At 74.4% G+C, this 23,573-nt stretch carries 20 protein-coding genes; 8 read left to right on the top strand and 12 right to left on the bottom strand.

Going from position 1 to position 23,573, the window contains the following annotated elements; translation table 11 throughout:
• Positions 1 to 107 precede the first annotated feature (107 nt).
• Positions 108 to 269: a hypothetical protein gene (locus tag MFF56_RS24140; protein ID WP_197430477.1), complete on the top strand. Its 162-nt coding sequence runs from the start codon at positions 108 to 110 to the stop codon at positions 267 to 269.
• Between the two features lie 6 nt (positions 270 to 275).
• Here MFF56_RS24140 and MFF56_RS24135 read toward each other — a convergent pair whose 3' ends face one another.
• The 3 genes from MFF56_RS24135 to MFF56_RS24125 all read right to left on the bottom strand — a co-directional run bounded on the left by MFF56_RS24135 (position 276) and on the right by MFF56_RS24125 (position 9,051).
• Positions 276 to 1,343, bottom strand: coding sequence for a cytochrome-c peroxidase (locus MFF56_RS24135; protein ID WP_066919942.1), 1,068 nt, complete (start codon positions 1,341 to 1,343; stop codon positions 276 to 278).
• A gap of 102 nt (positions 1,344 to 1,445) precedes the next feature.
• Positions 1,446 to 3,728, bottom strand: a complete 2,283-nt coding sequence (gene pbpC / locus MFF56_RS24130; protein ID WP_373324162.1) for a penicillin-binding protein 1C — start codon at positions 3,726 to 3,728, stop codon at positions 1,446 to 1,448.
• Positions 3,729 to 3,753: 25 nt separating this feature from the next.
• Positions 3,754 to 9,051, bottom strand: a complete 5,298-nt coding sequence (locus tag MFF56_RS24125; protein ID WP_238231444.1) for an alpha-2-macroglobulin family protein — start codon at positions 9,049 to 9,051, stop codon at positions 3,754 to 3,756.
• Positions 9,052 to 9,259: 208 nt separating this feature from the next.
• Between MFF56_RS24125 and MFF56_RS24120 the strand changes: the two genes are divergently transcribed.
• Positions 9,260 to 10,696, top strand: a complete 1,437-nt coding sequence (locus MFF56_RS24120; RefSeq protein WP_238231443.1) for a S1 family serine peptidase — start codon at positions 9,260 to 9,262, stop codon at positions 10,694 to 10,696.
• Positions 10,697 to 10,729: 33 nt separating this feature from the next.
• Here MFF56_RS24120 and MFF56_RS24115 read toward each other — a convergent pair whose 3' ends face one another.
• Positions 10,730 to 10,885, bottom strand: a complete 156-nt coding sequence (locus MFF56_RS24115; RefSeq protein WP_109950448.1) for a DUF3309 domain-containing protein — start codon at positions 10,883 to 10,885, stop codon at positions 10,730 to 10,732.
• A gap of 338 nt (positions 10,886 to 11,223) precedes the next feature.
• On the opposite strand from MFF56_RS24115, the gene MFF56_RS24110 reads away from it, so the two are divergent.
• Positions 11,224 to 11,448 carry a hypothetical protein gene (locus tag MFF56_RS24110; protein WP_066922754.1) on the top strand — a complete coding sequence of 75 codons (225 nt, stop codon included), beginning with the start codon at positions 11,224 to 11,226 and terminating at the stop codon, positions 11,446 to 11,448.
• Between the two features lie 299 nt (positions 11,449 to 11,747).
• On the top strand, positions 11,748 to 12,014 hold the full coding sequence (locus MFF56_RS24105; protein WP_066922756.1) for a hypothetical protein: 267 nt from the start codon (positions 11,748 to 11,750) through the stop codon (positions 12,012 to 12,014).
• Positions 12,015 to 12,032: 18 nt separating this feature from the next.
• Here the strand turns inward: MFF56_RS24105 and MFF56_RS24100 are convergent, their stop codons facing one another.
• The 3 genes from MFF56_RS24100 to MFF56_RS24090 form a co-directional block, all read right to left on the bottom strand.
• Positions 12,033 to 13,076, bottom strand: coding sequence for a cysteine synthase A (locus MFF56_RS24100; RefSeq protein WP_066927360.1), 1,044 nt, complete (start codon positions 13,074 to 13,076; stop codon positions 12,033 to 12,035).
• Between the two features lie 80 nt (positions 13,077 to 13,156).
• Positions 13,157 to 14,176 (bottom strand): extracellular solute-binding protein, encoded by a 1,020-nt coding sequence (locus tag MFF56_RS24095; protein ID WP_066927375.1) that lies wholly within the window; start codon positions 14,174 to 14,176, stop codon positions 13,157 to 13,159.
• A 116-nt stretch (positions 14,177 to 14,292) separates the two neighbouring features.
• Entirely contained in the window at positions 14,293 to 15,333 is a 1,041-nt protein-coding gene (locus MFF56_RS24090) for an ABC transporter ATP-binding protein (RefSeq protein WP_066927373.1), read from the bottom strand.
• Positions 15,334 to 15,509: 176 nt separating this feature from the next.
• Here MFF56_RS24090 and MFF56_RS24085 point away from each other — a divergent pair, with 176 nt between their 5' ends.
• From MFF56_RS24085 to MFF56_RS24075, 3 genes are all read left to right on the top strand, one after another.
• Positions 15,510 to 16,685 carry an MFS transporter gene (locus tag MFF56_RS24085; protein ID WP_238231441.1) on the top strand — a complete coding sequence of 392 codons (1,176 nt, stop codon included), beginning with the start codon at positions 15,510 to 15,512 and terminating at the stop codon, positions 16,683 to 16,685.
• A gap of 90 nt (positions 16,686 to 16,775) precedes the next feature.
• Positions 16,776 to 19,055, top strand: a complete 2,280-nt coding sequence (locus tag MFF56_RS24080; protein ID WP_066919278.1) for a primosomal protein N' — start codon at positions 16,776 to 16,778, stop codon at positions 19,053 to 19,055.
• A gap of 41 nt (positions 19,056 to 19,096) precedes the next feature.
• Positions 19,097 to 19,456, top strand: a complete 360-nt coding sequence (locus MFF56_RS24075) for a SpoIIAA family protein (RefSeq protein ID WP_066919276.1) — start codon at positions 19,097 to 19,099, stop codon at positions 19,454 to 19,456.
• A gap of 15 nt (positions 19,457 to 19,471) precedes the next feature.
• Here the strand turns inward: MFF56_RS24075 and MFF56_RS24070 are convergent, their stop codons facing one another.
• On the bottom strand, positions 19,472 to 19,867 hold the full coding sequence (locus tag MFF56_RS24070) for a hypothetical protein (RefSeq protein WP_066919275.1): 396 nt from the start codon (positions 19,865 to 19,867) through the stop codon (positions 19,472 to 19,474).
• 546 nt (positions 19,868 to 20,413) lie between these two features.
• On the opposite strand from MFF56_RS24070, the gene MFF56_RS24065 reads away from it, so the two are divergent.
• Positions 20,414 to 20,848 (top strand): hypothetical protein, encoded by a 435-nt coding sequence (locus tag MFF56_RS24065; protein WP_066919273.1) that lies wholly within the window; start codon positions 20,414 to 20,416, stop codon positions 20,846 to 20,848.
• Between the two features lie 9 nt (positions 20,849 to 20,857).
• Here the strand turns inward: MFF56_RS24065 and MFF56_RS24060 are convergent, their stop codons facing one another.
• The 4 genes from MFF56_RS24060 to MFF56_RS24045 all read right to left on the bottom strand — a co-directional run bounded on the left by MFF56_RS24060 (position 20,858) and on the right by MFF56_RS24045 (position 23,410).
• Entirely contained in the window at positions 20,858 to 21,064 is a 207-nt protein-coding gene (locus MFF56_RS24060; RefSeq protein WP_066919271.1) for a Trm112 family protein, read from the bottom strand.
• 25 nt (positions 21,065 to 21,089) lie between these two features.
• Positions 21,090 to 21,761, bottom strand: coding sequence for an LON peptidase substrate-binding domain-containing protein (locus MFF56_RS24055; protein WP_066919270.1), 672 nt, complete (start codon positions 21,759 to 21,761; stop codon positions 21,090 to 21,092).
• 22 nt (positions 21,762 to 21,783) lie between these two features.
• Positions 21,784 to 22,698: a thioredoxin gene (trxA, locus tag MFF56_RS24050; protein WP_238231438.1), complete on the bottom strand. Its 915-nt coding sequence runs from the start codon at positions 22,696 to 22,698 to the stop codon at positions 21,784 to 21,786.
• Positions 22,699 to 22,885: 187 nt separating this feature from the next.
• Positions 22,886 to 23,410 (bottom strand): hypothetical protein, encoded by a 525-nt coding sequence (locus tag MFF56_RS24045; protein WP_238231478.1) that lies wholly within the window; start codon positions 23,408 to 23,410, stop codon positions 22,886 to 22,888.
• Positions 23,411 to 23,573: the final 163 nt, after the last annotated feature.

The raw sequence follows: 23,573 nt of genomic DNA, 5'->3' as shown, positions 1-23,573 counted from the left end.
CCGGCCGTCCGGGGGCGAACGTAAGGCTTTCCTCAGGCCTTGTCGGAGAGAGTCCGCACAACGCCCCGCCCGGGTCTCCCGGGCGCAGGTCATGGAGAAGGTCCGGAATGATCGGTCTTGCAAGCCTCGCGAGCCTCGGCCTCGGCACGACGCTGGCCGCGCTCGCGCCCCGGGCCGGCCTGAGGGCGCCGGCCTGCGAGACCTGCGGCGGCCTGTTCCTGGTCTCGGGGCTCGCGCTGCTGGGATCGTGTCTGCCGCTGTTCCGGTAGCCCCGCTCAGGGCTTCGGCGGGCCGTCCGGCAGGTCCGCGGCGGCGACCGAGAGCGCCGCGTCGGCGTTCAGGGTGTCGAGGAAGGCCAGCAGGTCGGCCTTCTCGGCGGCAGTGAGGTTCAGCGGGCGGATCTCGCGCGACCGGCTCGGCCGGTCGATGCCGCCCCGGTCGTAGAGGTCGATCACCGCCGCGAGGCTGTCGAGCGAGCCGTCGTGCATGAAGTGGGTGCGCCCGCGCATCTCGCGCAGGCCCGGCGTCTTGAAGGCGTAGCGCAGCGCCTCGGATTTCGGCACGAAGCGCCCGCGGCCGATGTCCTCGCCCCGGCCCACGCCGATATCGTGGAAGGAGCCGTCGCTGAAGCTCCAGCCGCCGTGGCAGGCTGCACAATTGGCCCGGCCGTTGAACAGGTCGAAACCGCGCTTGGCCGCCTCGGGAACCGCGCGCTCGTCGCCCGCGATCCAGCGGTCGAAGGGCGCGGGTGTGGAGACGATCAGGCGCTCGAAGGTCGCGAGCGCGGCCTCGATCCGCTCGCGGGTCACCGCCGGGCCGGGATCCAGGGAGGCATCCGGGGACGCATTCGGGAAGGCGCCCGCGAAGGCAGCGGCGTAGGCGGGATCGGCCGCGAGGCGGCGCACGGCCTCCTCCGCGCCGAGGTTCATGTTGCCGGGGGCGCTGATCGGCCCGAAGGCGACGGCTTCGAGATCGCGGAACTTGCCGTCCCAGCCGAACCGGCCCTCCTGCCAGGCGAGATTGAGAAGGCTCGGTGTGTGGAACTCCATGTCGTCGCCGCTCCGACCGAGCGCGCGGCGCCGCCCGTCGGCCCAGGCGAGATCGGGCTGGTGGCAACTCGCGCAGGAGCGCGTGCGGTCGCCCGAGAGGACGGGATCGAAGAACAGCCGGCGCCCGAGCTCGGCCTTGGGCCGGCTGTAGGGGTTGCTCTCGGGGAACGGGATCGATTCCGGCGCGCGGTACTCCGCGCGCCACGCGGCGCGCTGCGGAGCCTGCTGCGCGGCCGAGCCCGCGATGCCCACCGCCAGAGCCGCCGAGACCGCGGCACCCACCTTCCATGCCATCGGGGACCTCACGGATCGTGCCTATGGCGGCGCGGGTTAGCGCGCCGTAAACACCTATCCTGTGTTAGACCGGCTGCGTCGCCCTGCCGCGGACGGCGCCGGTCACTCGACCCGCACGACGACGCTGTCGCTGCCACCCGCCGCATCGACGACCGAGATGCGCACGAAGCCGCTCCCGTCCGGGACCCAGGCGGATTGCCGCCGGGCGCTCACCTCCACGGGCAAGCTGTTCACCATCCAGGTGAGCGGCGGCACGCCGCCCAGCGCCTTGAGTGCGAGGCCGGCCGCCGCGCCCTCGCCGTGGCCGACATCGATGCGCGAACCGTCCGGCGGGTAGGCGATGCGCAGCGGCGCCGCGGCCTGGCCCGGCGCGCGGGGCAGGTCGGCCCGCAGGTGCCGCAGCGGCGGCGGCAGGGCGGCGCTGGTGGCGCTGAGCGTTCCGGGGGGGCGGGCCACCGGCTCCGGCTCGCCGCCGAAGCGGCTGAACGCGTCGAACAGGACCGGCGCAGCCACGCTGCGCCCGACCAGCCCCGGCACCGCGGCCCCGTCCGCCCGCCCGAGCCAGACCGCGACGGTGATCCGCCGGTCGAAGCCGACCGCCCAGGCGTCGCGGTAGCCGAAGGAGGTGCCGGTCTTGTAGGCGATGCGGTTCGGCAGCGCGTTCTCGGGCGGGGGCGCTCCCCGCAGCGTGTCGGCGACGTACCAGGCGGCCACCGGCTCGGCGATCCGCCGCGCCGATTCGGGCGCGCTCGCACCGGCCCGGCGGATGACCTCCGGCACGGCGCCGCCGCGGGCGAGGCCCGCGTAGAGCCGGGCGAGGTCGGTGAGCGTGATGCCGAGCCCGCCGAGCGCCACCGGCAGGCCGGGCGCGGCCTCCCGCGGCAGGGCGATGCCCGCCCCGCCCGCCCGCAGGCGGGCGATGAAGCGGGCGGGCCCGACCGCCTCCAGCAGCTCGACCGCGGGCACGTTCAGGGAGAGCTGGAGCGCGCGCCGTGCCGTCACGGTGCCCTGGTAGGTCAGGTCGAAATTCTCCGGCGCGTAGGTCGCGGCGAAGCGTGCCGGCCGGTCCTCCAGCAGGGTCTCGGGATGGGCGAGGCCGTTCTCGAAGGCCAGTGCGTAGATGAAGGGCTTGAGCGCCGAGCCCGGCGAGCGGAGGGCCAGCGTCATGTCGATGGCGCCGCGCCGGGAGGCGTCCAGGTAGCCGGGGCTGCCGACCTGGGCCAGCACCGCGCCGGTGCGGTTGTCGAGCACCAGGATCGCCGCCGACAGGCCGGGACCCGCGGCCGCCGCGCGCTCGCTGGCCAGCGCCTCCAGGCTCGCCTGGAGCCGCCCGTCGAGGCTGAGCCGGATCACCGGGCTCGCCGGATCGGCCGCGACCGCCGCCTCGGCCGCGTGGGCGGCCCGCATGGGGAAGGGGCGGCGCTCGGTCGGCACCGGCTCGGCCTTGGCGGCGCGCGCCTCGCCCCGGGTGATCACGCCGCGGGCGGCGGCGATGTCGAGCACCCGGTCGCGGGCGCGGCGGGCGCGCTCGGGATGGCGGTCGGGCCGACGCGCCTCGGGGGCCTGCGGCAGGGCGACGAGGAGGGCCGCCTCGGCCGTGGAGAGCCGGGCCGGCTCGCGGCCGAGATAGGCGAGCGCGGCCGCGCGCACGCCCTCGACGGGTCCGCCGTAGGGCGCGAGCGCTAGGTAGGCGTCGAGCACGCCGGCCTTGCCGAGGCTCGATTCGAGCTCGCGGGCGCGGCGGATCTGGCGGAGTTTCGCCGACAGCGAGCGCTCGGGCCGCGGCTCCACCAGGCGGGCCACCTGCATCGCGAGGGTCGAGCCGCCCGAGACGATGCGCCCGTGCCGCAGCCACTGCCAGCCGGCCCGGATCAGGGCGGCCGGATCGACGCCCGCGTGCTCGGCGAAGCGCCGGTCCTCGTAGGCCGTGAGCATGGCAAGGAAGCGCGGATCGACGCCCGCGGCGGCCACCGGCAGGCGCCAGCGCCCGTCCGCGGTGGCGAAGGGGCGCAGGAGCTGGCCCGCGCGGTCGGTGACGATGGTGGAGCGGAGGTTGGCCGGAGCGAGATCGAGGGGCGGGAGGGGGGCGGGCCGGGCGAGCCAGAGGGCGGCGGCGGCGAGCGGCACGGCGGCGAGGGCGAGGACCCGCCACGCCCTCCCTCCCCCCTCTGCGGGGGAGGGTGGCCTCGGCGTCAGCAGGGGCCGGTCGGGACATAGTCCCGCAGAGAGGGGACCCCAGCGAACGGAGAGGGCGCCACCTTCATGCCGGGCACAGCTCGATCCTGCACCGTCGCTCCCCTCTCCGCGGGACTTCGTCCCGCCCCCCCTGCTTCGCAGGGTACCCTCCCCCGCAGAGGGGGGAGGGAGATCCGTCGGCTCGGGCATCGCCCTCCCTCGCCTCCCCCCTGCCCTACTTCGCCGCCCCGACCTCGACCGTGCCGAAGCCGGTGCGGCCGTAGCGGTCGGGGCGGTACATGTCCTCGACCAGCGCGCCCGGATGCAGGTAGCGCCCCGGCGAGACGGCCCGCACCGTGTAGGCCACCGTGAAGAAGGCGGATTGCTCGGGCGTGCGGTCGTAGGCCGCCACGAAGCGGTCGTCGCGGAACTCGGTGTGGACCGGCACGACGTCGCTCTTGGCGAAGCTGAGGCCGGTGAGCGCGTCGGCATCGAGCAGCTTCGGGTTGTCGATCTCGAGTCCCGCGGGCAGGCGATCGACGAGCAGCAGGCGCGCGGCGCTGGCCTTGGCCTCCGTCACCTTCAGCACCACCACGAGCCGGTCGTTCTGACGGATGCCGCGGGCCGGATCGACCACTGAGCCGTCGAGGCGGTGGTAGGTCCGTTCCACGGTGTAGCCGCGCGACTCGGCGGGCTCCGGCGCCAGCGGGTTGCCGTTGATGCCGAGCGCCACCTGCACGGGCGCGGCCCCCGTGTTCACCACGCTGACCGGCCGCGCCTCGAGCGCCGCGCCGCGGAAGCTGCGGGCGAGCGGCCCCGTCTGGGGGGCGCCGTCCACCGTGAAGGACAGGCTCTCGGCCTCCTTGGTCAGGCCGGCTGCGGCCAGCACCATCCAGGCGTTCTCTTGCGTGCTGGTGGTGCGGCCCGTGGCCCGCTCCTCCCCGAGCACGGCGGCCACGGGCTGAAGCGCCTCGCGGGCCAGGCCGGTCTCGGCGGCGAGCGTGATCAGGCCCGCCCCGTCGCGCAGGCGCGAGCCGTAATCGGCGCGGTAGTCGCGCCCGTCGCGGGCGGCGCGCAGCGCCCCGAGCGCGGAGTCGAGCGCCTTGCCGGCGCGCGTCCGGTCGCCGAGCAGCGCCAGCGCCGCGGCGATCTGGGCGCGGCCCAGCGGCGTCGCGAAGTCCCCGATCTTCGTGTCGGCGAGGTAGCGCAGGTCGCCCATCACCGGGCGGCCGTTGCGGGCCAGCACGTAGGCCGCGTAGGCGAGGTCGGCGCCGCCGTCGCGCACCTCCGTGGTGTTGGCGACCGCGTTGCGCAGGCGGTCGAGCGCCAGGGTGAAGGCCGTCTGCGGCACCGCGAAGCTGCGCTCGCGCGCCCGGGTCAGGAAGTCGGTGACGTAGGCGTCGAGCCAGAGGTCGTTCGAGCCTTGCGCCGACCACAGGCCGAAGCTGCCGCTCGAATCCTGGCGCGCCAGCACGCGGTCGATCGACTCGCGCACCCGCTCGTCGAGCTTGTCGTCGAGCGCCAGCTTGTCGAGGGCCGCGAGCTTGTTGACGTAGAGCAGCGGCATCGCCCGGCTGACCACCTGCTCGGAACAGCCGTAGGGGTAGCGGTCGAGCGCCTGGAGGAGGGCCGGCACGTCGAGGCCCGGCAAGGCGGACGCCGCGACCGAGACCGTGCCGGTGCCGGGCAGGATGTCGGAGAGCAGGTCCGGCGAGAGGGTGAGAGCGGCGCCCGGCGCCAGCGTCTGCACGCTCCGGCGCAGCATCGGCCCGGTGCCGGGGCCGACGTTGAGCGCGAAGCTCTGGCCGACGCCCGGGGGCAGGCCGGGCCCGGTCAGGGTGAGGTCGAGCCGGGCCAGCCCCGGGCCGGCCGCGGTCAGCGGCAGGACGAGCTGGCCCCGGGCCCCGGCCTCCAGCCGCATCGCGCTGTGCACGGCCTCGGCGCCGACGAGGACCGGGCCCGCGAGGTCGAGATCGACCGTGTAGTCGCCGCCCGCGCCCTCGACGTTGTCGAGCGCCACGAAGATGCGCGAGCGGTCGCCCACGTTGAGGAAGCGCGGCAGCGTGCCGGTGAGCACCACGGGGTCGCGCACGATCACGTCGGCCTGGGCCTGCCCCGTGCGGCCGGCGCTCCAGGCGGTCACCATCACGCGGGCCGTGCCGTTGAAGGCGGGCACCGGGAAGGTCACCCGCGCGCTGCCGTCCGCCCCCACGGCGACCACGCCGGAATAGAGCGCCAGCGGTGCCTGGGTCGGGGGCGAGTCGGCGAGTTCCCCGCCGGCCCCGTCGCCGCCGGAACGGATCGCGCCCTGCGTGCCCTGCATCCCGTCGATCAGGTAGCCGTAGACGTCGCGGATCTCGGGGCCGAGCGCCTTCTGGCCGAAGAAGTGGCGCGTCGGGTCGGGCGCCTCGTAGCGGGTGAGATTGAGGATGCCGACATCGACCATCGCCACGGTGACGCGCGCCTCCTCGCCGGCCTTCAGCCCGGCGAGCCGCACCGGCAGGGTGAGATCCTGCCGCGGCCGGATCTTTTGCGGGGCGTCGAGCGTGACCGCGAGTTCGCGCGCGCCGCGATCGACCGAGAACCACGCCAGCCCCAGCGCCCGGCCCGGCAGGCGCTTGGCGGCCTGATCGAGCGGCCGGTAGGCGGTGGCGACGAGATACGCGCCGGAGCCCCAGGCCGCCTTCACCGGGATGTCGACCGTGGTGCCGCCCTCGGGCACCGCCACGTCCAGCACCTCGTGCACCCGGTCGCCGACCACCGCGAGCGTCGCCCGGCCGCGGAAGCGCGGGTTCAGCCGCGCCCGCAGCCTGTCGCCGGCCGCGTAGGCCCCCTTGTCGAGGGTGAGGTCGAGGAGGTCCGGCACGTCCGCGGTCTCGGTGCCGCTCCAGCCGACCTGGAAGGTGACGCTCGCCGTGGCCCCCGGCCGGCCGGGCACGCTCGTCTCAAGCCGGTAGGTGCCGAAGCCGACCGGCGCCGAGACCTTCGCGGGCTCGTCGGCCCGCACGTCGAGTGTCCCGTTCGCGACGCGACGCACCTGCTTCACCGGCTCGAAGGACCAGCGCCCGTCCGCCCGGTACCACTGGTAGCTCCGGTCGATCCGCGACAGGGTCCAGGCGACGCCCTCCTGCGCGAGGCGCCGGCCGTCCGGCGCGGCCATCACCACGTCGAAGGTGGCGGGCGCGCCCTCGGCGAGTTCCCGGAAGCCCTTGCGGATCGCCAGCACCGGCTCGGCCGGCAGGATCGGCAGGGTGAGGCTGCGCGAGAGCGCCCGGCCGCCGGGCTCGCCGACCGCGAGCGTCACCTTCGCTTCCAGCGGGCGCGGGCTCGCCGCCTCCGGGATCGGCACCGTCACGCTCGCCCGGCCCGCCGCGTCCGTCGTGGCGCGCGCCTCGATCTCCTGGCTCACCGCCTCGAAGGGCTCGTCGTCGAGGCCGGTCGAGAAGCCGTCGAGCCCCGGGATGCCACTGCCCTGGGCGGCCAGCACCGCGACGCTGCCCGAGACCTCCAGCCCCGCGCCCGGCGCGCCGTAGAGGTAGCGCGCCGCGACCGCGATCTCGGCGGGCTCGTCCCGCCGCAGCGCGGGGTGGGCCGGCTTCAGATCGACGTCGAGGCGCTCGGGGACGTAATCTTCCAGCAGGAAGCTCGCCTCACCGACCGCCGGCGCCTTCGGGTCCGTGTAGGCCGCGATGCGCCACGTGCCGTGCTGCGCGCCCGAGAGCAGGGCCAAGGAGAGCGCGCGGCCGCCGAGCCCCTGGTCGGCCACCTGCACCCGGCGGTACTCGACGCCGTCGGGCCGCTTCACCACCAGCGTCAACGGCAGGTTCGGGATCGCGGCGCCCTGCGCGTCGCGCAAGAGCGCGGTGACCTGCACCGTCTCGCCGGAGCGGTAGACCCCGCGCTCGGGGAAGACGTAGGCCTCCACGGCGCCCGCATCCGCCCGCCCCTTCACACCGCGATCGGTGAGGTCGAAGGCCGAGAGGTTGAGGTCGAGGAAGCCGTAATCGTCGCCGACCTGCGCCACCACGAGGCCCGGGGCGATGCCGCCCTCCCCGCGGGCGAGGCCGGGATCGAAGGCCGCGTAGCCGCGCTTGTCCGTGCGCCGGGTCGCCAGGACCTCGTTGTTGCGGGCCACCAGCCGGACCTCCGCATCGGCAACCGCGTCGGCGGATGCTAGCGAGCGCAGGAAGACGTGGACGCCGTCGCGCCCCCGGAAGGCGGTCAGCCCCAGGTCCGAGACCACGAACCACTGGGTCGCGCGCTGCTCGTAGTCGCCGTCCTCGGTGCCCGTGCCGGCGGGGCGTGCCTGCATGATGTAGAGGCCGGGCTCGAGCCGGCCCACCGCCTGGAGCACCGGGAAGGCGGTGACCGCCTCCTGGTTCAGCTCGGCCTTGGCGGTCTCCAATTCGCCCTTCCAGACCCGGATGCCCTTCTGCTCGGCGATGGTCTGGGCGGCGGCGCCGCTGAGCTGGCTCAGAAACTCCTCGGAGCGCAGCGCGGGCAGCAGGCCGCGGTCGCCGACGCGCAGCACCTCGACCGCGAGCTTGGGCGCGTTGACCGAGAGCAGCGGCACGCCGGCCTGGCCGGTGCGCGGCAGGACGTAGTTGCGGCCGGTGAAGCGGGCCTGGGGCGCGCGGTCGCGCACGTAGATCTCGTAGTCGGCGGCCTTCAGGAGGTCTTCACCGACCGCGGAGGGCAGGCCCTGGCGCAGCACGATGCTGTAGCGGCTGCCGTGCTTCAGCCCGTCGACGCAGATCTGCTGCGCCTCGGCCGTCACGGCGGCGTTCGCCGCACCCGCCACCGCCACGAAGGGCGCGAAGTCGGTCTTCGCGGCGAGGCTCTCCGAGAAGGTGAAGCAGACGCGCGGAGCGGCGGCGTCCGAATCGACCTTGTAGTCGAGGATGCGGAAGCCGTGCTCGGCGCGCAGGCCCTCGTAGGTCTCGCGGACGTTCGGCAGGTCGTCGAGCGCGAGGCTCGCCCGGTAGGCCTCGAGCGCCGGGCGCCAGGCGGATTGCCGCCCCTGCGCCTCGCCGAGGAAGGCCAGCGCCCGCGCCTCGCCCTGCGGCGTGCCCGCCCGCAGATAGGCCGTGTAGGCGGTAGCCAGCGCGGCCTGTCGGCGGCGGTAGCGCTCGCTGTAGGTGCCGGCCTGCTCGTCGTTGCCGAGCGCGTCCGCCGCCCGCGCGTAGGCGAGCCAGTTCTGCGGGTCGGCGGGCTCGGCCGCGAGGGCCGCGGCCAGCAGCGGCAGCGCCTGGGCCGCGCGGCCCGACTGGAACAGGGCCTCGCCCTCGCGCCGGGCTTGAGCGGGGCTGCGGTTGCCGCCCCGGGCCTCGTCCTTCAGGGCGGCCTCCAGGCGCACGCCGGCGCTGGCCAGATCCTCGCGCACGAAGCTCTTCTTCGGGGCGGGCTTCGCGGCGAGGCGGGGCGCGGGGGCCGGCGGGGTCTGGGCCGACACGGATACGCAGACGGGTGCGGCCAGGGCGAGGGCGCCCGCGAGCAGGGCCCATCCGTGCCGGAGCCTCGACGAACGCGCCATGACCTGCTCCGCGGCTGCCTGCGTCACCCGCGCCGCGCCAATCCGGCGGCGCGGGCCGGACCGTAGCACTTCGCCGCCGGGCCGCAATCGTCGTGGAGGGCCGGGCGCCCCGGACGCAGCCCCGGCGGACCGGCTTCTCAATTCGGGCTGGCCTTCCCCCCAGCCCGCTGCCAAGTTCGCCCGAGCCAGAGGATCGGGACCCGGAACCATGCCGCGCATCCGGCTTCGCGCCGCCGTACTCCTCGCCGCCCTCGCGGTCCCGGCGGCGGTCGCCGCGCAGCCGGCGCAGCGCCCGCCCTCACCGGCGGCCGACCCCGCCGTCGAGGCGATGCGGGCGCGTTTCGAGGCGCTGCCCGAGGCCGAGCGGCGGGCGCTGCAGGACGCCCTCGTCTGGACCGGCGACTACAACAGCGTGGTCAGCGGCACGTTCGGCCGGCGCACCTACGAGGGGCTGACCGCCTACCGGACCCGCACCGGAGACCCCCGCGACCCGTTCGACCCGGGGGCCCGCCAGGCGATCCTGGCGGCGGGCGAGGCGGCCCGGCGCGCGGCCCGCTTCGGCGTGCGGACCGATCCGGCGAGCGGCGTGAGCCTCGGCGTGCCCGAGCGCCTGCTCGCGAAGCGCACGCCCCTGCCCGGCCCGGTCCCCGCCGGCACGCGCTGGCAGAGCGCGGACGGCCGCGTGACCCTGGAGACGCGCGCCTTTCCGCCGGAGGCGGCCACCCTCGACAGCCTGTTCGAGCGCGCCACGGCGCCGACGCCGGAGCGGCGCGTGACCTACAAGCTGAAGCGGCCGGACTTCATCGTGGTGACGGGGGAGACCGCGACCGGCCGCTCCTACATCCGCTACGCCGCGGGGCCGGCGGGCGTGCGGGGCTTCGCCTTCGGCTACGACAGCCGCCTCGCACCCGAGGTCGATCGGCTGGTCATCGCCGTCGCCAACAGCTTCGTGCCCTTCCCGGACGCACCGACCGAGGTGCCGGGAGAAGAACCGCCCAAGCCCGGCCCGCAGGCCGCCGTCAGGCCGCCCGCCGCCCAGGTGCCCGCTCAGCCCGACCCCCAATCCGCCCTGCCGTCGGCCCCGCGGGCCGGCGCGCCGCCCGCCGCGACCGGTCTCGCGGTGGCGCCGGGGCGGGTGCTGACCGCGGCCTCGGCCCTCGAGGCCTGCGCGCCGCGCATCGGGGCCGCGCAGGCCCGGGTCCTGGCGAGCGATCCGGCGCTCGGTCTCGCGCTGATCGAGGCGGCGGGCCTGCCGGCACCGATCCTGCCGCCGCCGCGCGAGACGCCGACCGCCGCCGACGAGGCGCTGACGGTGCTGGCGGCGAGCGCCGAGGGGAGCGTGGTCGCACCGGGCACCGCGCAGGCGGGCGGCCTGCTGGCCCCCCTTCAGCCAGGCGCCGCCGGCGCGCCGGTGCTGGACCGCGCGGGTAGGCTCGCGGGCATCGTGGCCCGCTACCCCGGTGCGCCGCGCCTCGTGGCCGGCATCGTGCCACCGGCGAGCCAGCCGCTCGTGCAGGGCGAGGCCGTGGCCGGCTTCCTGCGCCGGAACGGCATCGCCCCCGCGGCCGCTGCGCCGGGCGGCTCCGCGGGGGCGCTGGCCGGCGCGGTCGCGCCGGCCGTGGTGGCGATCACCTGCGCGCGCTGATCACCCGAGCGTCGCGCGCGGGCGATCGCGGGGTCAGAGCCGCCCGGTGGCGAGCAGCACGATCAGGATGATCAGCAGGATGCCGCCGAGGCCGAAGCCGGGGCCGCGATATGCGCCCCCGCCGAGGAAGCCGCCGCCGCCGAAGGCGAGAATGATCAGGATGATCAGCAGAATCGTGACGAGGGACATGCTGCGTATACTCCGGCAGCTGCACGGGATGTGAGCTTGGCCATTCAAACGCCGGTACGGTCCGCTTCGTTCAGTCGCGTCACGCTTTTCTTGACAGGACGGCGACAGGTGGCGGGCCGCCGGCCGGGGCGGTGCGAAGCGTTCGCACGGTGCCGGAGCCGGTCGCCTCGCAGGTGCGGGAACACACGGATCGTCCCGAACCGGCGGGCGTATCACTCGTTCCGTCACTGCATTCGGCCAAGGACAGCCGGAGCGACCAAGACCGCGTCCAGACGATCTTTCTCACTCCACCCTAGACCGGATGATTTCCTCGAACCCCAAGACCACGGGAGATCATCATGACGTCTCGCATCATTGCCGCCGCGCTGCTCGCCGCGACCCTCGCGTCGCCGGCCCTCGCCCAGGGCCTCGACTCGCGCCACAGCCCCTACCCGGCCTCCGCCTATCCGGGCTACGTCGCGCCCGGCGCGTCCCGCGCGGTCGGGCCGCGCGTCACGGCCTCGGCCTATCGCTATTCCGGCCAGCATGCCGGCGGCCCCGCCGGCGCTCTCGTCCGCAACTGAGCCGTTTCCGAAGGCCCGCCCGGCACCGCCGCGGCGGGCCTTCCCGCGCGACGCCGCCTCGGTGCGGCGTCGGCGGCGGCGCGGCCGGCTTCTCGTCCTTCGGAAGGACCCGCGAGAAGCGCGAGGCTGTCGGAGGCCACCGGCACCTTCGAGCCCGGTTCTTCCCCTGTGTTCGATGGCGTCCGGCAAGTCGCAGCCGGTCCTTTGTGCGTTGCCGCGCGGACGATGCGCCGCAGGAAACCACGGGCGGACCTCATGGTTGCCTCTCTACACGCCGGAACGTCCGGCACGGAGCCTCCATGACCAAGACATTCGCCATCAGCGCCCTGGCGCTGCTCTTCACCGTGCCTGCCCTGGCGCAGGGGCTGGTCCGCGGGCCGGGGACGACCGGGGCCATCGTGCTGCCCCAACCGAACACGACCGGAAACGACCCGAGCCTGATCATCGCGCGCGGCAGCACGGGCGCGGAGACCGTCACGACGAACTCGGCGGCCGGCGGCAATGCGGGCCAGCCCGAGCGGGCGATCCCGCAGGGCAGCGCGAACGGCGGCGGCAGCAGCCGCTGAACGAGAGGCGGCGGGCCCTCAGGCCCGCCAGTCCGGCAGATCCTCCCCGGGCGCGTCGAGCCAGTCCGGCACGGGCAGGCCGCGCCCGGCGAGGAAGGCCGGGTTGAACAGCTTCGAGGCGTAGCGCGCCGCGCCGTCGCACAAGATCGTCACGATCGTGCGGCCCGGCCCGAGTTCACGAGCCAGCCGGATCGCGCCCGCCACGTTGATGCCGGACGATCCGCCGAGCGACAGACCTTCCTCCCGCATCAGCCCGAACACGATCTCCAGCGCCTCGGCGTCGGGGATGCGGAAGGCGTGGTCGGGCGCGAAGCCCGCGAGGTTTCCGGTGACGCGGCCCTGGCCGATCCCTTCCGTGATCGAGGAGCCTTCGGCCTTCAGCGTGCCGGTGGTATAGTACGCGTAGAGCGCCGAGCCCTCGGGGTCGGCGAGCGCGATCCGCACGCCGGGACTTGCTGCGCGCAGGGCCTCGGCGACGCCCGCGAGCGTGCCGCCGGTGCCCGCCGCGCAGACGAAGCCGTCGACTGTGCCGCCCGTCGCCTCCAGGATCTCGGGGCCGGTGTGCTCCACATGGGCGCGCCGGTTGGCGACGTTGTCGAACTGGTCGGCGAAGAAGGCGCCCGTGGGATCGCGCGCAGCCAGCGCCTCGGCGAGGCGCCGCGCCACGTGCACGTAGTTGTTCGGGTTGGCGAAGGGCACCGCCGGCACCTCGACGAGCCGGGCGCCGGCGAGCCGCAGGGTCTGCTTCTTCTCGGCCGACTGAGTCTCGGGGATCACGATCACGGTGCGGTAACCGCGCACCGCGGCCACCAGGGCGAGGCCGATGCCGGTGTTGCCGGCCGTGCCCTCCACGATGGTGCCGCCCGGCCGGATCAGCCCGCGCGCCTCCGCGTCTCGCACGATCGAGAGGGCGGCCCGGTCCTTCACCGAGAGGCCGGGATTCAGGAACTCGGCCTTGCCGAGGATGGTGCAGCCGGTCTCCTCGGAGGCCCGGCGCAGGCGGATCAGCGGCGTGCCGCCGATGGCGGCCAGGACGTCGGGGCGGGGGGCGGCGCGGCTCATGCGCCGAGCATAGCGCATGAGCCGCGGAAGGGGTTCCTGTTTCAGGGCGTCCCGCGAGAAGCCGCCTCCCCGCCTCGGGCTCAGTTGTCGAAGCCGACCTTGTCCACCAGCAGGCTCGCGGCCTTGCGGTTGCGGGCGATCTCGGCGAGCGGCGTCGGGTCGATCGAGAGCGGGCCCATCGCGCTGAGCAGTGGGTCGATCGCGGCGCCGGCCTTGACCGGGTACTCGTAGTTGGCTTTCGCGTAGAGCGCCTGCGCCTCGTCGGAGACGAGATATTCGAGGAGCTTGACCGCCTCGTCGCGGTTCGGGGCGTTCTTCGCCACCACGGCGCCCGAGACGTTGACGTGCGTGCCCCCGCCCTCGAACGTCGGCAGCGCCACCGTGATGGCCTCGCCCCACTTCACCTGCTCGGGGCCGCCCTTGCCCGAGCGCATCAGGCCCACGTAGTACGAGTTGCCGAGGCCGATCTCGCAGGTCTCGGCCAGGATGTCGCGGGCGATGTCCCGGTCGCCGCCCGCGGGCTTGCGGGCAAGGTTGGCCTTCACCCCCTTCAGCCAGGCCTCCGTCTTCTCGGCTCCGTGCTTGACGAGGTGATGGGCGATCAGCGCCGTGTTGTAGGGGTGCTGGCCCGAGCGCAGGCAGAGCTTGCCCCGCCACTTCGGATCCGCCAGTTCCTCGTAGGAGAGCGCCTGGAGCCCGGCGAAGTCGCGCGCGTCGGCGTAGGCGACGCGGGCGCGGGACGAGAGCGCGAACCAGCGCCCCTCCGGATCGCGCAGCGAGGCCGGCACCGCGGCCTCGAGCGCGGCGGATTTCACGGGCTGGGCGAGGCCCCGGTCCACCAGCTCGATCAGGTTGCCGATATCCACCGTCATCAGCACGTCGGCCTTGGCGCGCTCGCCCTCGGCCGCAACCCGCTCGGCCAGTCCCTTCTCGACGAAGACCGTGTTGACCGCGGTGCCCGTCCTGGCCGTGTAGGCGTCGAGGATCGGCCGGATCAGTCCCGGCTCGCGGGTGGTGTAGAGGTTCACCTCCGCGGCCTGCGCGGGCAGGGCCGCGAGGACGGTGGCGAGAAGGGCGTATCCGGCGGTGCGACGAGGCATGGTTTCCTCCCTGAGGTCGGGGAGGTTGAGCGGCATCGATCGACCGAAAGCAAGGCCTAAGTTTTTGATCTAAAACAGTTAAAATCTACAGCTCCGCCACGCGCGGACATCAGTCCCTAATCCGCTGCGGCCGCGAAAATAAAGGGGCTGTCGCCCGCCGGCACGAGGCCGACCGCCGCGCCCGGCCGGTGCGCGGCCTCGGGTGGAACCGCGAGGCGCAGCGGCTCGGCAAAGCCCGCTGACTCGATCTCCAGCTGCACCTGGGTGCCGAGATAGATCCGCCGCGCGACGCGGCCCGGGTGGCCCCCGCCCGCGGGGACGATCCGCAGCGCCTGCGGGCGGAAGGCCGCGCTCAGCCGCGCGCCCTCCGCGAAGCCGGGCGCCGGGAAGGATCCGAGCGGCGTCTCCAGCGCGCCGCCGCGGCACGGACCCTCGACCTCGCAGAGATCGCCGAAGAAGCGGGCGGCGAAGCGGTTCACCGGGCGGCGGTAGAGATCCTCGGGCATGCCCACCTGCACGACGCGCCCGGCCCGCATCAGCGCGATGCGGTCGCAGACCTCCATCGCCTCCTCGGGATCGTGGGTGACGAGGAGCGCCGTGGCGCCGGCCGCGCGCAGGACGCCGAGCGTGTCGGTCCGGACCCGGTCGCGGGTGCGCCGGTCGAGATTCGAGAAGGGCTCGTCGAGCAGCAGCAGGCGCGGGCCCGGCGCGAGCGCCCGGGCGAGCGCCACCCGCTGCGCCTCGCCGCCCGACAGCGTGTCGGGATAGGCCGCCGCGCGGTGCGCGAGCCCCACCTGCGCGAGCCGCGCCGCCGCGGTGGCCTCGGCCTCGGCGCGCTTGCCGGCGAGGCCGTAGCGCACGTTCTCCGCGACCGTGAGGTGCGGGAACAGGGCGTAGTCCTGGAACATCATGCCGACGCCGCGCAGTTCCGGCGGCAGGCCGGGGCGGATCTCCCGCCCGTCGAGGCGCAGAACGCCGCGGTCCGGCGTCTCCAGCCCGGCCACGATCCGCAGCAGGGTGCTCTTGCCGCAGCCGGAATCGCCGAGCAGCCCGACGATCTCCCCGCCCGCCACCGCGAGCGAGACGTCGTCGAGGGCGCGCACCGGGCCGAAGCGGCATCCGATCCGGTCGAGTTCGAGGCGGGACGTCTCAGGCATCGGCGCGCCCCGGGCTCGCCGCGCCGCCTCTTCGGCGGGACGACGGAGCCGCGCCTCCGTCCGGACGGGAAAGGGATGGATTCGGACGCGCGCGCTGCATCGGCCGTTCCTGACGCGGCGCCCCGGCCGGCGCAATCCGGTATAGGCTGGTACGTGTCGGGCGGCCGGGGGACGACGTGGCGGGACGGGGCGGGTTCGCGCGCTATCTCGCGCTCTATGCCGGTCTCTACGGCGCCTATGGCTGCCTCTCCCCGCTCCTGCCGAACCTGATGGCCGCCCGCGGGCTCACGCCCGAGGCGATCGGTCTCGTCCTGGCGGCCGCGACCCTGGTGCGCCTCGTCGCCGCCCCGCTCGCCGGCCGCCTCGCCGACGCGCGCGACGCCGCCCGCCCGATCCTGGCCGCGAGCGCGGTCGGGGCGGGGCTGTGCGCGGCGGCGCACCTGCCGGTCCACGGCTTCTGGCCGGTGCTCGCGGCCGGCCTCGCCTACGCGGTCGCGACCGCGCCGCTGGCCCCGCTCGCGGACGCCCTGGCGCTCGGCGCGGCGCGCGGGGGCGCCGCCTTCGCGTACGGGCATGTCCGGGCAGCGGGCTCGGCGGCGTTCATCGCGGCCTCGGTCGCGGCGGGATGGCTCGTGGAGGCCCGCGGCCTGTCGGCGGCGATCCTGGCCGGTGCCGCGCTGTTCGTCGCCGCGGGCGGCCTCGCCGGGCGCCTGCCGGACGGTCGCGCCGAGGCCGGCGGGTCGGCCGGTCCGGGAGCCGGCACGGGACCGGGCCCCGGGCCGGAACCGAGCCTCGGCGCCCTTCTGCGCCCGGGGCCCTTCCGCCGGACGCTCCTGATCGCCGCCCTGGTGATCGGCGCGCACGGCCTGCACGAGGCCTTCGCGATGATCCTCTGGCGCACCTCCGGGATCGGGGCGGGGATGGCGGGGCTGCTCTGGGCCGAGGCCGTGGCCGCCGAGGTTCTGGTCTTCCTGGTTCTCGGCCAGCCCCTCCTCGAGCGGACCGGCCTCGCGGGCGGTCTCGCTCTGGCCGCCGCCGCCGGCGCGCTGCGCTGGGCGATCGCGGCGCAGACCGTCGCCCTGCCCTGGCTCGTCGGCGCACAGGCCCTGCACGGCCTCAGCTTCGCGCTCCTGCACCTCGCCTGCCTCGGGCTCATCGCGGAGAGGGTGCCGGTCCGCCTGCGCGCCACCGCGCTCACGCTCTACGGCAGCGTCGGCCTGGGCCTCGCCGGCGCCCTGGTGACGCTGGCCTCCGGCCCGCTCTACGCCGCGTTCGGGACGCGGGCCTTCTGGGCGATGGCGGGCTTGAGCCTCGCGGCGATCCCGCTCGCCCGCACGTTGCGGCGGCGCTGAGCGTTGCGGCGACACCGGGCGCCGCATTTTCCCGCGCCCTATGGTACGGACCCGGAACGGGGCTCGGAAAACCCCGCGAACCCGGATTCCATGACCGACGTCGCCGAGATCCTGATCCCCCTCGCCCTCGACACGGCCTACAGCTACGTCGTGCCCGAGGGTCTGCGCCTCGCGGAGGGCGACGTGGTGCAGGTGCCGCTCGGGCCGCGCGAGACGGTCGGCGTGGTCTGGGGGCTGGCGCACACGGCCGGCGGCTCGAACCTGCGCCCGGTGACGGGCCGGGTCGATGCCCCGCCCCTCTCCGAGCCGCTGCGCAAGCTGGTCGATTGGATCGCCCGCTACACGCTCGCCCCGAAGGGCTCGGCGCTCGCCATGGTGCTGCGCCTACCCGACGAGGCCGCCGCCCGCGAGACCGCCCGCGTCGGCGTGCGCGTCTCCGGCAAGACGCCCGCCCGCGCGACGCCCGCCCGCCGGAAGGTGCTGGAGGCCGCCGCCGACGGCGCGCTCCACGGCAAGAGCGCGCTCGCCAAGGCGGCGGGCGTCTCGCTCGGCGTCGTGGACGGGCTGATCGACGACGGCGCGCTGGAGGCCGTCGCGGTCGAGCCCGAGGCGGTGGCGCCCCCGCCCGACCCGGACCACCCGCGGGTGCCGCTCTCGGACGCGCAGGAGGCGGCGGCGATCGCGCTGATCGCCGGACCGGGCACAGCGCTTCTCCCGGCGGCGGACCCGAACCCTGCCGGACCGGGCGCGGGTTCCCTCTCCCGTGCGGGAGAGGGAGCATCACGCGGGTCCGGAGAGAGCCTAGCCCATGCCGAGCCGGCGGCCCCCGGCCCGGTCCTCCTCGAAGGCGTCACCGGCTCCGGCAAGACCGAGGTCTATTTCGAGGCCGTGGCGCACTGCGTCCGGGCGGGCCGGCAGGCCCTGATCCTGATGCCCGAGATCGCGCTGACCGCGCAGTTCCTCGACCGCTTCGCCGCCCGCTTCGGGGTGCGCCCGGCCGCGTGGCACTCGGGCGTCGGCGGGCGGCGGCGCGAGCGCCTGCGGGCGGCCGTGGCGGCGGGCGAGGCGCGCGTCGTGGTCGGCGCCCGCTCGGCCCTGTTCCTGCCCTTCCGAAAACTCGGCCTCATCGTTGTCGATGAGGAGCACGAATCCGCCTACAAGCAGGAGGACGGCGTGCACTACCACGCCCGCGACATGGCGGTGGTGCGCGGGCGCCTGGAGGGCTGCCCCGTGGTGCTGGCCTCCGCCACGCCCTCGATCGAGAGCCGGGTCAACGCCGAGCGCGGGCGCTACCGCCACGTCCGCCTGCCCGAGCGCTTCGGCGGGCGGCGCCTGCCCGACATCCGGGCGATCGACATGCGCCTCGACGGGCCGGAACGCGGCCGTTTCCTGAGCCCGCCGCTGATCAACGCCGTCAAGGCGAACCTCGCAGCCGGCGAGCAGTCGCTGCTCTTCCTCAACCGTCGCGGCTACGCACCGCTGACGCTGTGCCGGGCCTGCGGCCACCGCTACCGCTGCCGCAACTGCTCGACCTGGCTCGTCGAGCACCGCTTCCGCAAAGCGCTGGTCTGCCACCAGTGCGGCTACGCCGAGCCGCGCCCGCAGGCCTGCACGGAGTGCGGCACCTTCGACAACCTCACCGCCTGCGGGCCGGGCGTCGAGCGCATCGCGGAGGAAGTCTCCGAGCTGTTCCCCGACCGGCGCATCATCGTGCTGTCGAGCGACTTCCCAGGCGGCGCCGAGCGGCTGCGCCTGGAGCTGGAGGCGGTGGCGGCCGGGGAATGCGACATCGTGGTGGGCACGCAGCTCGTGGCCAAGGGCCACAACTTCCCGCACCTGACGCTGGTGGGCGTGCTCGACGCCGATATCGGCCTGACCTCCGGCGATCCGCGGGCGGCCGAGCGCACCTTCCAGCTGCTGCAGCAGGTCACGGGCCGCGCGGGACGCGGCGAGCGGCCGGGGCGGGCGCTGGTCCAGACCTACCAGCCGACCCACCCGGTGATCGCCGCCCTGCTCTCGGGCGACGCCGAGCGCTTCTACGCCGAAGAGGTGGCCGCGCGCGAGGCCGCGGGCCTGCCGCCCTTCGGGCGGCTCGCCGCGCTCATCGTCTCGGCAGCCGAGCGCGAGGCCGCGGAGGCGCAGGGGCAGGCGCTCGCCCGCACGGCCGAGCCGCCGCCCGGCGCCATGGTGCTCGGCCCCGCCGAGGCGCCGCTCGCCCTGGTGCGCGGGCGCTACCGCTTCCGCCTGCTCGTGAAGACCGAGCGCAACGTCGATCTGCAGAGCTACCTGCGCGACTGGCTGGCGCGCGCGCCGAAGCCTCGCGGAAGCGTGCGCGTGGCGGTCGATGTCGACCCGCAGAGCTTTTTGTAGGAGAGTGGCGCGCCGCAACGGCCCCCTGAGGAGCCCGATCAGTGCTGAGCTACACCAAGAAGCCGGACACCAACGTCGCCGAGATCGTGGTCGACGGGAAGATCACCGACGCGGAGATGGACGCGGCCATGACCGCGATGAAGGCCGACCTCGACCGGGGCGGCAAGCTCAAGCTCTTGGAGGACATCCGCGCCTTCGAGGGCATGGAGCCCGCGGCCTTCTTCAAGGACCCGCGCTTCGGCCTCTCGATGATGAAGAGCGTCAGCCACGTCGCGCTCGTCACCGACGCCCCCTGGCTGAAGGCGCTGGCCGAGACCTTCAATTTCGTCTCGCCCGCGCAGATCCGGGTGTTCGAGCGCGCCCGCCTCGAGGAGGCGCGCGCCTGGCTGGCGACGGCGTAGGCCGTCGCGCCGGGATCACTCGGCCTGGGCGGTGCGGGTGTTGCCGCGCCGCGCCGTCCAGCGGCCGGAGCACAGGGACGAGACCTTCCAGGTGCCAGCGCCGGTCTGGGCCTGGAGGCGCCCCGAGGCGGCACCGCTGGTGCCACCGTTCGAGACCGTGAGCCCCACCGTGCCGTCCGCCTCGACGCGCCCGCTCATCCGGGTTCCGGCCTCGGCCGCGGAGGCGAGGCGCACCTGCCCCTCCTGGATCGAGACGGCGTAGCTGTAGCGGCTGTCGCAGATCCCGCTCTCGGTCACCAGCTCGACGCGCCACGTGCCGGTGTAGTCCCCCGCCTGGGCGGCTGTGGCCGGCAGGAGGCCCGAGAGGGCGAGGCCGGCAGCGAGGCGGAGGGCGGTGAAGGTCGAGGTCATGTGCTCCCCATGAGGCAGAATCGTATGGCTCGTCGCGCGAGCCGCGCGGCGTTTTCTCGTTGCGAGACCCTTCGGGTCCGTCATTCAGGCGATACGCCCGGTTAGATCTGGGAAACGGCGAGAATATGACGCCGAATTCTTGCGAACGCCCAAGCTTTGCTGTCGGGACGTCGGGCTTGTTCAGATCCCGACCCGTCACGTGCCCGAGTGTATCTGTATGGGAGCTGAATCGGCCGGGCCCCGGTTCAAACGGTCGCAGCCGCGCGGAAGGCCGCGCCGACGAGGCGCAGGGCCGCGACCGCGCGCGGCTCCCGGCGCGGGCGTGCCTGCGGCCGGAGGACGTCTCCATCAACCTCGCGGAGGTGAGGGCAGCGAACGGGTCGTTCGGCAACGGCGAGGCGCAGTACGCAGACCGCGTCTGAACCCGCCCCGGGGCCCTTGCCCTAATCCCTTTGCGCCGGACCGGCCGCCCGCTCGGGCAGCAACCGATCGACCGGCGGCCCATTCTCCCCGGGCAACCGCGAAGCCACTCCGGAGGACGACGCCATGGCCGGGAGATCGTCGCTCGCCGTCCTGATCCTGCTCACCGCGGGCGCGCGGGCCCAGGACGGCGGCAAGGCCGCGCTCGATCGGCTCGGCAGCCTGCCCAAGCCCGCCCAGCAGAGCGATCTCGACACCGTCACGCTGGCCTCGGCCCATCGCGAGCGCGCCGAGTCGATGCAGCAACGCACGGACGGCCTGTGGCAGTCCTGGCTGGTCTCGGTCTGCGAGGGCTGCGGCGAGGCGCGCCAGCCCTTCACCGATCGGGACGGGGCGGATTACCTGCGCAAGCTCCGTGCCGGTCAGCCAGAGCAGGTCCCGGGCCGGCCACGCTTCACCTACCACTACCCGGCCGGTGGCCGAGTGCCGCGCGCCGACAACATCTCGGCCGACCTCTCGAACGAGAACATCAACCAGATCCGGCGCGACCCGAACCGCTGACGGCCGGGCTCAATCGGTCAGCGGGCGGGCCTCCTCGGGCAGCATGATCGGGATGCCGTCGCGGATCGGGTAGGCGAGCTTGGCCGAGCGGCTGATCAGCTCCTGGCGGCCGGCGTCGTACTCCAGCGTCTGCTTGGTCAGCGGGCAGACCAGGATCTCCAGGAGCTTCGGATCGACGCGGGTCGCCTCGACAGGGGTGGTGATCTCGTTGGCCATGCTCACGTCTCGCTCACCTCTCTCGTCATTGCAGCGTCGGCTCGGGGCCGGATCCGCGCACCAGTTCCATCTGCGTGACCGCGATCAGGATCTCGGCCCGCGTCTTCAGGTCCTGCGCCTCCAGCATGGCCTGCTTCTCGCGCACGCCGAAGGGGCTCATCATGCAGAGCGCGTTGACGAGGGCCTCGTTCGGCGCCTCCTCGATCCCCGCCCAGTCGACCTTGAGGTCGTTCGACTCCACGAAGTCGCGCAGCGCCTTGAGCACGCCCTCGCGGTCGACCCGCTCCTCGCCCGCCCGCGCCGCGAAGTCCACCGCGAAGTCGTCGTAGGAGACCTGGCAGCGCCGGTAGGCGCTGGCGGTGGCGAGTTCGCTCTCGATCCGGAAGCGGCTGATCCCGGTGAGCGAGATCAGGTAGCGCCCGTCGCCGGTCTCGGCGAACTGGGTCAGCCGCCCGAGGCAACCGACCCGGTAGAGGCGCGGGTTCATCGGCGAGCCGCCCGACCCTTCCGGATCCGGCTGGATCATGCCGATGACCCGGTCGGTCCGGAGCGCGTCGTCCACCATCGCGAGGTAGCGCGGCTCGAAGATGTTGAGCGGCATCTGGCCCCGCGGCAGCAGCAGGGCTCCGGGCAGGGGAAAGACCGGGATCACGGCCGGGCAATCGGCCGGGCTCCGGTAGCCCGCATGCGTGCTCATGGCGCCTCTCTCGGATGCCGCCTCAGGAAAACAGCAGCGTCGAGAGCTTGCGGCGGCCGCGGATCGCGTCCGGGTCCATCACGCCCCAGGCCTCGAAGAACTGCAGCAACTGCTTGCGCGCGCCGTCCTCGTTCCAGTCGCGGTCGCGACGGCGGATCTCGATCAGGTGATCGACGGCGGACGTGCGGTCGCCCCGGGCGGCCAAGCCCAGCGCGAGGTCGAAGCGGGCCTGGTGATCGTCCGGGTTCGCCTCGACCCGGGCCTGGAGCCCGGCGAGGTCGCCGAGCGAGGCCGCCTGCTCGGCAAGCTCCAGCGCCGCCCGGATGCCGGCGAGCGCCGGATCGGCGGCCTTGGCCTCCGGCACCATGGCGAGCACCTGGCGGGCGTTCTCGAGCTCGCCGGCGTCGAGCTGGATCTTGGCGAGGCCGGCGAGCGCGGCGACGTTGTCGGGCTCCTGCTCGAGGATCGCCGCGTAGATCTCGGAGGCGCCCGCGAGGTCGCCCTCCGCGATCAGGCGGGTGGCCTCCTCCAAGGCCGCCTCGATCGGGCTCGGGCCGGCGGGACCGGCAAGCCGCGCGATGAACTCCTTCACCTGGCTCTCGGGGACGGCGCCCATGAAGCCGTCGACCGGCTGGCCGCGCTGGAAGGCGATGACGGCGGGGATGGACTGGATACCGAGCTGCCCGGCGATCGAGGGATGCTCGTCGATGTTCATCTTGACGAGCACGACCGCGCCGCCCGCCGCCGTGACGGCCTTCTCGAGGACCGGGGTGAGCTGCTTGCAGGGACCGCACCAGGGCGCCCAGAAATCGACCAGAACCGGGCGGTTCATCGACTCGGCGATGACGTCCTGCCGGAAGGTGGCGGTGGTGGTGTCCTTGATCAGGTCGGCCGCGCCGGGCTTCGGCGCGTCGCCGGCGGGGAAGTCGTTGAGCATCGGGTCGGGCCTCGGGGTCTGATCGGGCCCGCCGGGCAGGGCTTTTCGCGAGATCACGCGCGTCAAAGACCCTGCTCGACGGTTCGGTCGCGCGTCGTACCGGTCCGTGCGCCGTGCGACGCCGCGGACCGTTGCGTAGATGGGACGGACGGGCCGGGTTGACCAGCCCGGCCGCGCGCGCGGCGCGCTACTTCGCGGGCACCGGAGCCGGCGCGCCGTCCTGCGGCCGCCCGGCCGGCTTGTCGGTCGCCTTGTCGGTCGCCTTGTCGGTTGCTTTGGCCACCGTCACGAAGGTGCCGGCGTAGGTCGCGTTGTCCCCGGGCGCGGTCGCCTCGCAGGTGATCGCGGTCTTGCCCGGCTCCGGCGTGGAGAAGCGGCAGGCGCCCACCGCCATGACCGGCGCCTGCGCCGCGCCGGCCTTGCCCGGAACGACGAGGCTGATCGGCTGGAGGGGATCGCTCTCCTCCGTGCGCTCCTGCTGGGCGCCGCTGCCGCCGAAGCTCAGCGTCCGGCCGTCCTCGGCCGCGAAGTCGAAGCTCGTGCGGTTGCGCGCGACCGTGTTGGTCAGCACGTCCCGGCAGGACTCGCTGAGGTCCTGGCCGGCGATCACCAGCTTCTCGCAGGTGCCCTCCAGCTTGATCGCGGTCTGCGCCGCGGCCGGCGAGGCGAGACCCAGCAGGAAGAGGGCCGGCACAAGGTTTCGGGGCGTCATGATCGTCATGACGGCTGATCTAGTGAAGGAACGGCGCACGTCGAGATCCCAGCCTCAGAGCCTGTTTGAGGTCCTCCGCCGGCCGTCCCCATCTGTCTCGTGTCACCAATACACGATCCGTCTGGCAGGACGGAGGAGAGAGCAGATGTGGACGGACCGGCAT

It is taken from the genome of Methylobacterium hispanicum, assembly GCF_022179285.1.
Taxonomy (GTDB): Bacteria; Pseudomonadota; Alphaproteobacteria; order Rhizobiales; family Beijerinckiaceae; genus Methylobacterium; species Methylobacterium hispanicum.
This window is presented reverse-complemented; position numbering and strand designations above follow the sequence as displayed.

What these genes read in the sequence shown, in the direction of transcription:
- MFF56_RS24135 (WP_066919942.1), bottom strand. Translation starts at nt 1,343, where the DNA reads ATGGCATGGAAGGTGGGTGCCGCGGTCTCGGCGGCTCTGGCGGTGGGC.
- MFF56_RS24060 (WP_066919271.1), bottom strand. Translation starts at nt 21,064, where the DNA reads ATGGCCAACGAGATCACCACCCCTGTCGAGGCGACCCGCGTCGATCCG.
- MFF56_RS24095 (WP_066927375.1), bottom strand. Translation starts at nt 14,176, where the DNA reads ATGCCTCGTCGCACCGCCGGATACGCCCTTCTCGCCACCGTCCTCGCG.
- MFF56_RS24105 (WP_066922756.1), top strand. Translation starts at nt 11,748, where the DNA reads ATGACCAAGACATTCGCCATCAGCGCCCTGGCGCTGCTCTTCACCGTG.
- MFF56_RS24090 (WP_066927373.1), bottom strand. Translation starts at nt 15,333, where the DNA reads ATGCCTGAGACGTCCCGCCTCGAACTCGACCGGATCGGATGCCGCTTC.
- MFF56_RS24100 (WP_066927360.1), bottom strand. Translation starts at nt 13,076, where the DNA reads ATGAGCCGCGCCGCCCCCCGCCCCGACGTCCTGGCCGCCATCGGCGGC.
- MFF56_RS24080 (WP_066919278.1), top strand. Translation starts at nt 16,776, where the DNA reads ATGACCGACGTCGCCGAGATCCTGATCCCCCTCGCCCTCGACACGGCC.
- MFF56_RS24125 (WP_238231444.1), bottom strand. Translation starts at nt 9,051, where the DNA reads ATGGCGCGTTCGTCGAGGCTCCGGCACGGATGGGCCCTGCTCGCGGGC.
- MFF56_RS24070 (WP_066919275.1), bottom strand. Translation starts at nt 19,867, where the DNA reads ATGACCTCGACCTTCACCGCCCTCCGCCTCGCTGCCGGCCTCGCCCTC.
- MFF56_RS24065 (WP_066919273.1), top strand. Translation starts at nt 20,414, where the DNA reads ATGGCCGGGAGATCGTCGCTCGCCGTCCTGATCCTGCTCACCGCGGGC.
- MFF56_RS24110 (WP_066922754.1), top strand. Translation starts at nt 11,224, where the DNA reads ATGACGTCTCGCATCATTGCCGCCGCGCTGCTCGCCGCGACCCTCGCG.
- MFF56_RS24045 (WP_238231478.1), bottom strand. Translation starts at nt 23,410, where the DNA reads ATGACGCCCCGAAACCTTGTGCCGGCCCTCTTCCTGCTGGGTCTCGCC.
- MFF56_RS24115 (WP_109950448.1), bottom strand. Translation starts at nt 10,885, where the DNA reads ATGTCCCTCGTCACGATTCTGCTGATCATCCTGATCATTCTCGCCTTC.
- MFF56_RS24055 (WP_066919270.1), bottom strand. Translation starts at nt 21,761, where the DNA reads ATGAGCACGCATGCGGGCTACCGGAGCCCGGCCGATTGCCCGGCCGTG.
- MFF56_RS24120 (WP_238231443.1), top strand. Translation starts at nt 9,260, where the DNA reads ATGCCGCGCATCCGGCTTCGCGCCGCCGTACTCCTCGCCGCCCTCGCG.
- MFF56_RS24140 (WP_197430477.1), top strand. Translation starts at nt 108, where the DNA reads ATGATCGGTCTTGCAAGCCTCGCGAGCCTCGGCCTCGGCACGACGCTG.
- trxA (WP_238231438.1), bottom strand. Translation starts at nt 22,698, where the DNA reads ATGCTCAACGACTTCCCCGCCGGCGACGCGCCGAAGCCCGGCGCGGCC.
- pbpC (WP_373324162.1), bottom strand. Translation starts at nt 3,728, where the DNA reads ATGCCCGAGCCGACGGATCTCCCTCCCCCCTCTGCGGGGGAGGGTACC.